This is a genomic window from Tessaracoccus lacteus, from assembly GCF_029917005.1.
GTDB lineage: Bacteria > Actinomycetota > Actinomycetes > Propionibacteriales > Propionibacteriaceae > Arachnia > Arachnia lactea.
Genome location: NZ_CP123967.1, coordinates 1,243,508 through 1,255,940, shown reverse-complemented (window position 1 = coordinate 1,255,940; position 12,433 = coordinate 1,243,508). Strand labels below are relative to the sequence as shown.

At 69.2% G+C, this 12,433-nt stretch carries 8 protein-coding genes; 3 read left to right on the top strand and 5 right to left on the bottom strand.

Annotated elements, in window-relative coordinates; genetic code table 11:
• Positions 1-233 precede the first annotated feature (233 nt).
• From QH948_RS05630 to lepA, 3 genes are all read right to left on the bottom strand, one after another.
• Positions 234-1,676 (bottom strand): glycoside hydrolase family 1 protein, encoded by a 1,443-nt coding sequence (locus QH948_RS05630; protein WP_281145875.1) that lies wholly within the window; start codon positions 1,674-1,676, stop codon positions 234-236.
• A 92-nt stretch (positions 1,677-1,768) separates the two neighbouring features.
• The gene (gene hemW, locus QH948_RS05625; protein WP_281145874.1) at positions 1,769-2,959 is read right to left on the bottom strand and encodes a radical SAM family heme chaperone HemW; all 1,191 of its coding nucleotides are present in this window, start codon (positions 2,957-2,959) and stop codon (positions 1,769-1,771) included.
• Between the two features lie 8 nt (positions 2,960-2,967).
• Positions 2,968-4,800 (bottom strand): translation elongation factor 4, encoded by a 1,833-nt coding sequence (gene lepA / locus QH948_RS05620; protein ID WP_281145873.1) that lies wholly within the window; start codon positions 4,798-4,800, stop codon positions 2,968-2,970.
• A gap of 220 nt (positions 4,801-5,020) precedes the next feature.
• Here lepA and rpsT point away from each other — a divergent pair, with 220 nt between their 5' ends.
• Positions 5,021-5,281 (top strand): 30S ribosomal protein S20, encoded by a 261-nt coding sequence (rpsT, locus tag QH948_RS05615; protein WP_219080165.1) that lies wholly within the window; start codon positions 5,021-5,023, stop codon positions 5,279-5,281.
• Positions 5,282-5,387: 106 nt separating this feature from the next.
• Here the strand turns inward: rpsT and holA are convergent, their stop codons facing one another.
• The gene (gene holA, locus QH948_RS05610) at positions 5,388-6,350 is read right to left on the bottom strand and encodes a DNA polymerase III subunit delta (RefSeq protein ID WP_281145872.1); all 963 of its coding nucleotides are present in this window, start codon (positions 6,348-6,350) and stop codon (positions 5,388-5,390) included.
• A 124-nt stretch (positions 6,351-6,474) separates the two neighbouring features.
• On the opposite strand from holA, the gene QH948_RS05605 reads away from it, so the two are divergent.
• Complete coding sequence (locus QH948_RS05605; RefSeq protein WP_281145871.1) at positions 6,475-7,467, top strand: Gfo/Idh/MocA family protein; 993 nt, start codon at positions 6,475-6,477, stop codon at positions 7,465-7,467.
• 3 nt (positions 7,468-7,470) lie between these two features.
• A complete protein-coding gene (locus QH948_RS05600; RefSeq protein ID WP_281145870.1) occupies positions 7,471-8,064 on the top strand; it encodes a TetR/AcrR family transcriptional regulator in 594 nt (197 codons plus the stop codon).
• On the opposite strand, the gene QH948_RS05595 is transcribed toward QH948_RS05600, so the two are convergent.
• Positions 8,054-12,382 (bottom strand): acyl-CoA dehydratase activase-related protein, encoded by a 4,329-nt coding sequence (locus QH948_RS05595; protein ID WP_281145869.1) that lies wholly within the window; start codon positions 12,380-12,382, stop codon positions 8,054-8,056. The genes QH948_RS05600 and QH948_RS05595 overlap by 11 nt on opposite strands.
• Between the last annotated feature and the right edge of the window lie 51 nt (positions 12,383-12,433).

Sequence of the window (12,433 nt, the reverse complement as noted above, 5' to 3'; positions counted from 1 at the left end):
GTGCCTTCTGTATCTCTGTATTAGGTAGTTAATACAGTAGCACAGACTCGCCCACCCCATCCCAGAAATCGGGCAGTGGTCGATTCTCCCCGGTCCGGACACGACTTTCGCTCATTGCCTCCTCGCCCGCCTCTCGGGCCCGGGACGCGAAAATCGATCAGTGCCCGGTTGTCCCTGGATGACCGGGGAGAACCGGGCACTGACCGATTTTCGGAGGGGCCCGACCGGGGTGGTCAGTCGACCAGCTCGCCTGCCTCGATGACGCGGCCGAACCATCGGGCGGACCACTTGGGCGTGCGACGTTGCGTCTCGTAGTCCACGCGGACGATCCCGAACCGACGCGAGTATCCGAAGGCCCACTCGAAGTTGTCCATCAGCGACCAGGCGAAATAGCCGCGCACGTCGGCGCCCCGCTCGATGGCGTCTGCGACGCCTGCGAGGTGCTGGCGGTAGTACGCGCCGCGGTCGGAAGAGTCGTCCACGAAACCGTCGGCGTCAGGCTGGTCGTCGTAGGCGGCACCGTTCTCCGTGACATACAGCGGGATACCGACCTCGCCGGTCCACCCCTCGTGGAGGTCCACGAGCAGCCGCCCGATGTCGGGGCCGTGCACCTCCCAACCCATCGCCGTCTTCGGCAGACCACGGTCGACGACCTGCACCCGCTCGCTACCCACCCAGGGGCTGCGCCGCGGCCGGCCGCCGGGCCCGGTGTAGGTGAGCCCGTCGTCAGGGTGCGAACCACCCCAGGGGCCCCCGTCGGCCGGCGGTGCGACGGCGACGGCGTTGTAGAAGTTCACGCCGAGGAAGTCGAGCCGCTCGCCGATGATCTCGAGGTCGCCCTCCTGGATGTTCTCCCCCAGGCCGGCCTCGGCCATATCGTCGAGCACGTCGTCTGGATAGCAACCCTTGAAGAGCGGGTCGAGGAACACCCGCGCGGTCGCGCCGTCGATGCGGCGGGCGGCCTCAAGACAACCGTCGTCGTCGGGGTCGGCGGGGATCGGGGCCGAGAAGTTGAGCGTGATGCCGAGGTTCAGCTCCCAGCCCATCTCGTCGGCGACGGCTCGCAGCCGCTGGCAGGCGAGGCCGTGCGCGAGCAGGATCACGTGCACGGCCGCAGCCGCCTCGCGCGGGTCCGTGTGCCCCGGCGCGTGCTCACCGCCGGCATAGGACAGGAAGGTCGAGCACCACGGCTCGTTCAGAGTTGTCCAGTTCCTGACGCGCCCACCGAGGGCGCGGTACGTGGCCTCTGCGTAGTCGGCGAAGCGCTCGGCCGTGGCGCGATTCGTCCATCCGCCCTCCTCCTGCAGGGCCTGCGGGAGGTCCCAGTGATACAGCGTGAGCCACGGCTCGATCCGCGCGGCTAGCAGCTCGTCGACCAGCCTCGAATAGAAGTCCAGGCCCGCGGCGTTCGGCAGCGCGCCGTCTGGGCACACCCGCGCCCAGGAGGTCGAGAAACGGTAGGCCCTGAACCCGAGGTCCGCGAGCAGCGCGACGTCGTCGGGCATCCGGTGGTAGTGGTCGCAGGCCACGTCGCCGGTGTCGCCGTCGACGACGGCCCCCGGCGCGCGGCAGTATGCGTCCCAGATGGAGTCGGTGCGACCGTCCTCCTGAGCGGCGCCCTCGATCTGGAACGCCGCAGTGGCCGCGCCCCAGGTGAAGTCTGCGGGGAATCTCATGCTCGCCTCCTTGCGTGTGGGTCCCAGCCTAGAGCCATGGGAGCGCTCTCACCAGCGTGGGCACCAGTTGACCGCGACCGATCGCACCGAGGTCAGTCCAGAAGATCGCGCGTCACCCCGTCGGCAAGCAGCCGACCCGCGCGCGTGAGTCTCAGACGGTCACCGTCGACGACGGCAAGTCCGCGCGCGACCGGCTCGGCTACGCGGGCAAGCTCAGTGGCGGTCAGGACGTCGAGCGGCAGGCCGGAGTCGACGCGCAGTTCGAGGAGCACCCGCTCGACGCGGCGCTGCTCGTGGTCCAGCACCTCGCGGGCCAGCGCCGGAGAGTCTCCCGCGGCGAGGGCCGCCGCGTAGCTGCGGGGGTGCTTGCGGTTCCAGAACCGGACGCCGCCGATGTGCGAGTGGGCACCGGGCCCGATCCCCCACCAGTCCGCGCCCTGCCAGTAGGCGACGTTGTGCCGGCAGGCGCCCCCGGGGCGCGCCCAGTTCGACACCTCGTAGTTGGCCAGCCCGAGGGCGGTCAGCGCCTCGTCGGCCATCACGTACTTGTCGGCCAGGTCGTCGTCGTCGGGCATCCCGATCTCGCCACGGCGCACCTGCGCCGCCAGACGGGTGCCGTCCTCGACGATCAGCGAGTACGCGCTCACATGGTCGACCGGGGCCGACGATACCGCCTCGAGGCTGGCGGCCCAGTCGTCCCGGCTCTCCCCCGGCGTGCCGTAGATGAGGTCGAGGCTCACATGCTCGAAACCGGCCTCACTGGCCCAGCGTGCCGCATCCAGCCCTCGACGCGGCGTGTGGACTCGCTCGAGCACCTGCAGCACGTGCGGGACGACCGACTGCAGGCCCAGTGAGATGCGCGTGAAACCCCCACTTCTAAGATCATCGAAGTACTGCGGAGTAACCGTCTCCGGGTTGGCCTCGGTGGTGGTCTCCGCGTCGTGAGAGACCTCGAACAGCTCTCCGGCCCTCCGGAGCAGACCAGTCAGTGCCTCGGCCGGCAGCATGGTCGGGGTCCCGCCTCCGAAGAACACCGTGTCGATCCTGCGGGGCCCGAGGATCCGGCGGGCAAGGTCGAGTTCGCGCATGGCCGCTCCGAGGTAGGTGTCGGGCGACAGGTCGCCCAGCTCGGCCGGCGTGTACGTGTTGAAGTCGCAGTAGCCGCAGCGTACCCGGCAGAAGGGCACATGGATGTACAGCGACAGCGGGCGCCTCGCATCGAGTGATGACGCGGGCAGCGCCCCGTCGCGGGGCGCCTCGTCACCGTCGGGCAGTTGGGCCATCGGGTGGCTCAGCTTCCCTTCTTGACCTCGGAGGTCGACAGGGCCGCGACGAAGGCCTCCTGGGGCACCTCGACCCGGCCGACCATCTTCATCCGCTTCTTGCCCTCCTTCTGCTTCTCCAGCAGCTTGCGCTTACGCGAGATGTCGCCGCCGTAGCACTTGGCGAGCACGTCCTTGCGGATGGCGCGGATGGTCTCGCGGGCGATGACGCGCGAGCCGATGGCGGCCTGGATGGGTACCTCGAACTGCTGACGCGGAATGAGCTCCTTGAGCTTCGATGCCATCTGCAGACCGTAGGAGTATGCCTTGTCTCGGTGGACGATCGCGGAGAAGGCGTCGACGGGGTCGCCGTGCAGCAGGATGTCGACCTTGACCAGGTCGGCCTCCTGCTCACCGTCGGGTTCGTAGTCGAGCGACGCGTAGCCCTTGGTCCGGGACTTCAGCGCGTCGAAGAAGTCGAACACGATCTCGGCGAGCGGGAGCGTGTAGCGGATCTCGACGCGGTCCTCGCTGAGGTAGTCGAGGCCCCGCTGGACGCCGCGGCGCGTCTGGCACAGTTCGAGGATGGTCCCGATGTACTCCGACGGCGCAAGGATCGTGCCCCGCACGACCGGCTCGTGCACCTCGGCGATCTTGCCCTCGGGGTACTCCGACGGGTTGGTGACGACGTGCTCGGTGCCGTCCTCCATCACGACGCGGTAGACGACGTTGGGGGCCGTGGAGATGAGGTCGAGATTGAACTCGCGCTCGAGGCGCTCACGGACGATCTCCATGTGCAGGAGACCGAGGAACCCGATGCGGAAGCCGAAGCCCAGCGCGCCGGAGGTCTCTGGCTCGTAGGTGAGCGCAGCGTCGTTGAGCTGGAGCTTCTCGAGGGCCTCGCGGAGCAGGCCGAAGTCGTCGCCGTCGATCGGATAGAGGCCGGCGTAGACCATCGGGTTGGGGTTCTTGTAGCCGCCGAGGTCGGTCTCGGCCGGCCGCGACTCGAGCGTGACGGTGTCGCCGACCCGCGACTGGCGGACGTCCTTGACGCCTGTGATGAGGTAGCCCACCTCGCCGACGCCGATCGCCTCGGCCTTGACGGGCTCCGGCGAGATGACGCCCACCTCGAGCAGTTCGTGGCTGCTCCTGGTCGACATCATGCGGATCCGCTCGCGGTGACCGAGCTCGCCGTCGACGACACGGACGTAGGTCACCACGCCGCGGTAGGTGTCGTAGACGGAGTCGAAGATCAGAGCCCTGGCCGGGGCCGCCGGGTCCCCCTGCGGGGCGGGGATCAGCTCGACCACGCGGTCGAGGAGCTCGGCGACGCCCGCGCCCGTCTTGCCACTGACCTTGAGGACATCGTCGGGATCGCAGCCGATGATGCCTGCGATCTCGGCCGCGTACTTCTCGGGGTTGGCGCTCGGCAGGTCGATCTTGTTCAGCACCGGGATGATCGTGAGGTCTGCGTCGATGGCGAGGTACAGGTTCGCGAGCGTCTGCGCCTCGATGCCTTGCGCGGCATCCACCAGCAGGATCGCACCCTCGCACGCCTGCAGGGAGCGGGAGACCTCGTAGGTGAAGTCGACGTGCCCGGGGGTGTCGATCATGTTGAGGACATAGGTCCGGTCGTCCTTGACCCACGGCATGCGCACGGCCTGCGACTTGATCGTGATGCCGCGCTCGCGCTCGATGTCCATCCGGTCGAGGTACTGCGCGCGCATCTGGCGTGCGTCGACGACCTCGGTCAGCTGCAGCATCCGGTCGGCAAGCGTGGACTTGCCGTGGTCGATGTGGGCGATGATGCAGAAGTTGCGGATGATCGCCGGATCGGTCTTGCCGGGGCGCGGTGCGGACATGCAGTTCCTCGTCAGTGGATGTGGGACAGGTAAGTCTCTCACGGAACGCGCCGCCCCCGGAATCTGGCCGGGTGGGACCCTACGTGAGGCCCCGATCCGCGGCCAGATGGCGACGCTGCGGGGCGGATTTGGCGGCTCTCGGCCGGACAAGGTAAGCTTGATCGTCGCGTGCAAACGCAACAGACCGAGTACACCAACTTACCGTGAAGAGGCTTGCCCAGTGGCGAACATCAAGTCCCAGAAGAAGCGCATCAAGACCAACGAGATCGCGCGCCAGCGTAACAAGGCCGTGAAGTCCAACCTGCGCACCAACGTCCGCGCCGTCCGTGAGGCTGTTGCCGCCGGTGACGCCACGAAGGCCGCCGAGCTGGCCGTTGCCGCTAACCGCAGCCTCGACAAGGCCGTGAGCAAGGGCGTCATCCACAAGAACCAGGCCGCGAACCGTAAGTCGGCCATCTCCACGGCAGTCGCCGCTCTCTGATCCTGCGCAGGCCGGGCCCCGGGCCCGGCAGCACGCTGATCTCTTGGCAAGAACAGCGCCTTGACCCTCGGTCGTCAAGGCGCTGTTTTGCGTGCCCTCGCACGTGTCAGCGGCTGCGCAGCTTGAGGATCGCCAGCACCATCTTCTCCAGGGCATAGTCGGCGTCCGTCGCCGCTCCCTTGACCGCCGCGTCGCCCTCGGCGACGATGCGGATGGCCTGAGCGACGTCGCCGGATCGCCAGTTGCGCGATGTGCGCTCCAGGTTCCTGATCTTCCACGGAGGCATGCCCAGCGCCCGCGCCAGCTCGCCCCCGGACACCCGTCGGCTCTGCGCGTCCAGCAGCCGGCCCATGCCGCGGAAGGATCCCGCCAACGCGCTGGTGATCAGCACCGGCGCCACGCCCGTCTCGAGGGCCCACCGCAGGTTCTCCATCGCGACCGCGCCGTTGCCGGCCAGCACCGCGTCGGCCACCTTGAACGACGACGCCTCGGCGCGACCCGCGAAGTAGCGGTGGATGAGCGCCTTATCGATCTCACCGGACTCGGCGTCGACGGCCAGCTGCTTGACCGCGGCCGCCAGCGCCCGCAGGTCACCCCCGACCGCCTGCTGCAGCTCCTGGTTCGCCTCGGCCCCGATGCGGACCTTCGCGCGCCTCGCCTCCGCCGTGATGAACTGGCCGAGCTCGCTGGGCTTCAGCGCGGCAACGATCTGGGTCGGCACCTTGGCCTTCTTCAGCTTGTCGACCACTCCCCTACCCTTGTTGCCGCCCGGGTGCACGAGGATCAGACACAGCTCGTCGGGGGGATTTCTCGCCACGTCGACCAGCTGCTCGACCACCTCGGGCGGGCAGGAGCCGAGGTCGTCGATCACCGCGACGATGTGGGTGGAGAACAGCGAGCCACCGATGACCTCGGACAGCATGTGGTCCTCGAGGTCGGTCGCCGTGATCTCGTTGACGTCGGCCCCGGGCTGCTCGCGCAGTGCGGCCGCCTTCGCGTCGGCCACGATGCGGCTGGCGAGCAGTGGCTCGGGTCCGGTGACGAGGAGGGCTGATCCGAAGGCGGGCATGGGGAGATTCTGCCAGCGCCCACCGACAGGAACGAACCCGGCGCCTCCCGGCACCCGTCACCCCGGGGCGCGTGCCGTGGCCCCTAGACTCGTGCAACACCAGCCAGTCTCAAGGGGAGAGCCCATGACCGCACCGCTCCGCTTCGGCATCCTCGGCGCCGCAGGCATCACGCCGTCCGCGCTGCTCGAACCCGCCGCCAGCAACCAGGACGTCGAGATCGTCGCGGTCGCCGCCCGCGACCGGGCGCGGGCCCAGGAGTTCGCGACGCGGCATGGCATCCCCACCGTGCACGACAGCTACGAGGCACTGCTCGCCGACGCGGGCATCGACGCGGTCTACATCCCGTTACCGAACTCGGAGCACGGCCGTTGGACCGTCGCCGCGGTCGACGCCGGCAGGCACGTCCTCGTGGAGAAGCCGTTCGCCTCCAACGCGGCCGAGGCCCGGGAGGTCGCGCGGAGGGTCGACGCGACCGACCGCGTCGTCATGGAGGCCATCCACTCCCGCTACCACGCGCTCGTCACCCGGGTGCTGACCCTCATCGCCGAGGGCGCGATCGGCGACCTCGTCGACGTGTCGGCCCACTTCGACATCCACATGCCGGACCGCACGAACATCCGCTACATCCAGGAACTCGCCGGCGGCGCGACCATGGACCTCGGGTGCTACAGCCTGTTCTTCGCCCGCGCCATCGCCGGTGCGGAACCCGAGGTTGTCTCGGCCGTCGCGCGGCCCTCGACCGACCCGAGGCTCGACGAGGCCCTGTCCGCGGAACTCCGCTTCCCCGACGGCGTGACGGGCACGATCTCCAGCTCCCTGCTGGAGGACGTCGAGCGCCAGAGCGCCACCGTCACCGGAACCCGCGGCACCATCCGGGTCGAGGGTTTCGTGAAGCCTCAGGACGCCAGCTCCATCGCCGTCACCGTCGACGGGGTCACCACCCGCCACGACGTGCCCGGCTCCCCCACCAGCTACGAGGAGCAGCTGGCCGCCTTCGTCGCCGCCGTGCGCGACGGGGCCCCGCTGCTGACGGGGACCGCCAACGCGGTCGCGCAGATGCGGGTCATCGACGCGATGTACGTGGCCGCCGGGCTCGAGCCCCGCGAGACCCGCTGACCCATGCCCCGCCTCTCCGACGACACGCGCCGCGACCGGCGCGACCAGATCGCGGCGGCGGCGCTGCGCTGTTTCGTGCGCGACGGGTTCGCCAGCACGTCGATGGCGGACATCATCGCGGAGTCCGGCCTGTCCGCCGGGTCTATCTACTCGCACTTCGACAGCAAGGCGGCCCTGCTGCGCCACGCCATCGCAGAGGTGCTCACCGCCCGGTTGGAGTCCCTGCAGGCCGGGCTGGACTCCCGAGACCGGCCGACACCTGCCCAGGTGCTCGACCAGCTGCTCCTCGAGCAGGACGAGCCGTTCGAGGCGACGGCCTCCCTGCTGCTGCAGGTCTGGTCGCAGGTCCCGTTCGAGCAGGAGCTCGCGCGGCTGGCCAGCGACGCGGTCACCGACCTCCTCGACGTCGTCGTCGGTGCGCTGGCCCCCTGGGGCCGGGAGCGTTTCGGATCCGACGCGGATGACCGGGCCAGGGACGCCGCGGGCGTCGTCCTGGCCGCGATGCACGGGTTCGTCGTGCGCATCGTGCTGCAGCCGGGGGCCGACCGCGAGGAGCTCCGCCGATCGGTCGTTAACGGACTCGCCGTCAGCGGGTGAGTGAGTCCTCCCAGACGTCGACCGGGGAGACGGGCGTGGCCGCCCCGAGCCGGAACCCGTCCCCTGCCCTGGCCGCCTGCTTGTGGGCGGTGGCGATCATCAACTTGATGCGGTTGAGCTGGTTGGTCTCGGAGGCACCGGGGTCGTAGTCGACGCTCACCACGTTGGCCCGAGGGTGCTGACGCCTCAGCTCGGCGAACATGCCGCGACCGACGACGTGGTTCGGCAGGCAGGCGAACGGCTGCGCGCAGATGATGTTGGGCGCACCGAGCTCGATCAGCTCGACCATCTCGGCGGTCAGCAGCCAGCCCTCGCCGGCCAGGGTGCCGAGCGAGATGATGCCGTCGGCCTTGCCCGCCAGCTCCTTCATCGTCGCCGGCACGTCGAACTTGCCACCCGTGGCGGCCAGCGCGCGCCGGACCGGGTCCTGGTAGCGCTCCACGAGCCACGTCGCCATCGCCTTGAGGTGTCGCGAGCTTCCTCCGACGCCGAGCGTCTCGTAGCGGTGCCTCGACGAGTACATCCCCATCAGGAAGAACGGCAGCATGCCAGGCAGCACAGCCTCGCACCCTTCATCCTCGACGACGTCGACCACGTGGTTGTTCGCGTCCGGGTGGAACTTCACCAGGATCTCACCGACGATGCCGACGCGTGGTCGCCGCGGGCCGTCCGTCAGCGGGAGCGCATCGAACTCGCCCACGATCAGCCGGACCAGCTTCGAGTAGCCGACGCTCCGTCCGAGCGTCGCGCTGCGGCCGGAGAACTGCAGCCACTCCTGGCAGATCAGGTCCCAGCGCCCGTAGAGCTCCTTCGCGCTGCCCTCCAGCGCCTCGTACGGGCGCACGCGCAGCAGCAGCGACTGCAGCAGGTCGCCGAGCACCAGCGCCTGCAGGAGCGGATGGATCATCGACGGGCTCAGCGTGAACCCCGGGCTCTCCTCGAGGCCCTGCACGCTGACGGCAAGCACGGGGATCTGCGGGTATCCCGCGTCCGCCAGAGCCTTGCGCAGCAGCCCGACATAGTTGGTGGCGCGGCACATGCCGCCGGTCTGCGTGATGATCACCGACGAGCGCTCAGGATCCGCCTCGCCGGAGCGGATCTTGTTCACAAGCTGCCCGACGACCATGATCGCCGGGAAGCAGGCGTCGTTGTTGACGAACTTCAGGCCGACCTCGACGTCCTCGGTGCTCGCATGCTCGAGCAGCTCGACGTTGATGCCCACCTTCCTCAGCACCGGCACGATGAGCCGGAAGTGGGTCGGGGCCATCTGCGGTGCATAGACGGTGTGCGTGCGGCGGGCCTCAAGGGTGAACAGCGGCGGGGTGCGGTCGATGTCGTGGGTCTCCACGGTCGCGGATCCGCGGCGCTCGGCGGCGGCCGCCTTCATGGACCGCAGCCGGATGGTGGCGGCGCCGAGGTTCGAGACCTCGTCGATCTTCAGCAGCGTGTACAGGTCGTCGGAGCGCTCGAGGATCTCCGCCACCTGGTCGGTGGTGATCGCGTCCACCCCGCAGCCGAACGAGTTGAGCTGCACCAGGTGCAGGTCCGGCCGGGTGGCGACGCGCGCGGCGGCCTCGTAGAGGCGGGTGTGGTAGGCCCACTGATCCAGCACCCGCAGCGGGCGCTCCAACTCGCTCGCGGTGGGGTCGAGGATGGAGTCCTCGGTGAGCACCCCCATCCCGAGGCCGTTGATGAGCGACGGGATGCCGTGGTTGACCTCAGGGTCCACGTGATAGGGGCGACCGGCGAGCACGATGCCCTTCAGGCCACGCTTCGCGAGGTACTCGAGCGCCCGGCGGCCCTCGGCGCGCACGTCGGCCTTGGCCGCCGCGTCCTCGGCGAAGCCCGCCTCGACCGCCGCGGTTGCCTCCTCCGGCGTCACGTTCCAGTCGGCGAAGACCTCCACGAGCCGGGTGGCCAGCTTGGCGGGGTCGTCGAGGCTCAGCATCGGGGCGAGATAGCGCACGCCCTGCTCCCGCAGCCGGGCCACGTTCTTGCCGAGCACCTGCGGGTAGAAGGCGACGACGGGGCAGTTGAAGTGGTTGTCCGCGCCGTCGACCTCCTTGGCCTCGATCGGCACGCAGGGCAGGAAGATTGTGTCGACACCCTTGTCCAGCAGCGATTCAACGTGTCCGTGCGCGAGCTTGGCGGGGTAGCAGATGTTCTCGGAGACGATGGAGTCCATGCCGCGCTCGAACAGCTCATGGTTGGACCGGCCCGAGATCATCACGCGGAAACCGAGCTTCGTGAGCACCGTGAACCACAAGGGGTAGTTCTCGTACATGTTCAGCACGCGGGGGATGCCGATGTCGCCACGCGTGGCCTTCTCCGCGGTGAGCCTGCGGTAGCCGAAGATGCGGCGGTACTTGTAGTCGTACAGGTTGGGCAGCTCGGACTTCGGCGGCACCTTCTCGGTGCTGGCGCCGCGCTCGCAGCGGTTGCCGGAGACGTGGCGGGTGCCGTCGGAGAACCGGGAGATGGTCAGCTGGCAGTGATTCTGGCACAGCCGGCAGACGTCCATGGAGGTGTCGACCCGCAGCGCGTCGAGTTCGTCGAGGTCGAGGGCCTGCGACCGTTCTCCCTGTCCCCAGTTCCGGCGGGCGGTCAGCGCAGCCCCGTAGGCGCCCATCAGTCCCGCGACGTCTGGCCGGACGACCTCGACCCCGGTGAGCAGCTCGAAGGCACGCAGCACGGCATCGTTGAGGAAGGTTCCGCCCTGCACCACGACGCGCTCCCCCAACTGGGACGCGTCCTTCAGCTTGATGACCTTGTAGAGGGCGTTGCGAATGACGGAGTAGGAGAGGCCTGCGGCGATGTCGGCGGGCGACGCGCCCTCGCGCTGGGCCTGCTTCACCGAGCTGTTCATGAAGACGGTGCACCGGGTGCCGAGGTCAACCGGTGCCGTGGAGGTCAGCGCCTGGGCGGCGAAGCTCTGGATGTCGGTGCCCAGCGTGGCGGCGAAGGTCTGCAGGAAGGACCCGCAGCCGGACGAGCATGCCTCGTTGACGGCGATGGAGTCGACCGCGCCGCGGCGGATCCGCAGGTACTTCATGTCCTGGCCGCCGATGTCGATCACCGAGGTGACGCCGGGCGCGAGGTGCTCGGCGGCCCGGTAGTGCGCCATGGTCTCGATCTCGCCGTCGTCGAGGCGGAGCGCGGCCCTGACGAGGCCCTCCCCGTAGCCGGTGACGCAGGCGCGGGCAAGGTAGGCGGTCTCGGGGAGCGCCTCCCAGACGGTGCGCAGGATGGCCGAGGCTACGGAGACCGGGTCGTTGCTGCCCTGGTAGTGCGTGAAGAGGAGTTCGCCGTCGGCGGTGGTCACGACGGCCTTGACCGTCGTGGAGCCGGCGTCGATGCCGAGGAAGACCGGCCCGCTCGCCTCGGACAGCTCCCGGCGCGGGACGGTGGCGCGGGCGTGGCGTGTCAGGAACTCCTCGCGCTCCTGGTCGTCGAGGAACAGAGGCCGCAGCCTCGTGGTCGCCAGGGGGATCAGGGTGCGCTGACGCAGCCCGTCCGCAAGGTCGGTGAGACGGTGGCGCGGTGTCTCGGTCTGCTGACCCGCCACCAGTGCGGCCCCCATGGCGACGTAGAGATGGGCGTCCGCCGGGGTGGTGAACGACGTGACGTGATCGCCGAGCGCGCGCTCATAGGCCGCGCGGAGCTGGGGCAGGAAGTGCAGTGGCCCGCCGAGGAACACGAGGTTGCCGCGGATGGGGTTGCCGCAGGCCAGGCCGGCGATGGTCTGGGTCGCGACGGCCTGGAAGACCGAGGCCGCCAGGTCCGTGTGCGGGGCGCCCTGGTTCAGCAGCGGCTGCAGGTCGGACTTGGCGAACACCCCGCACCGCGAAGCGATCGGGTAGAGGTTCTGGTACCGGGACGCGAGCTCGTCGAGGCCGCCGGCGTCGGTGTGCAGCAGCGTCGCCATCTGGTCGATGAAGGCGCCGGTACCACCGGCGCAGGTGCCGTTCATGCGCTGCTCGACGACGGGATGGAGGTAGGTGATCTTCGCGTCCTCGCCGCCGAGCTCGATCACGACATCCGCGGTCGGGTTGAACCTCTCGATGGCCTCGGTCGAGGCGATGACCTCCTGGACGAAGCCGACGCCCATCAGGTCGGCGACGCCGAGACCCGCAGATCCGGTGACGTGGCAGCGGAACTCCCGCCCCGGCAGGGCCTCGTCGATGTCGTGGAGGAGGTCGCGCAGCGCGCCACGGGCGTCGGCGTTGTGGCGCCGGTAGGCGCTGAACACGAGACGCTCTCCGTCCATGACAGCGGCCTTGACCGTCGTGGACCCGATATCGAGACCAAGGTCGCTCATACACCCCTCCAAGCAAAACACTCGTTCTGTTTAGTGCAATACTACTACGAA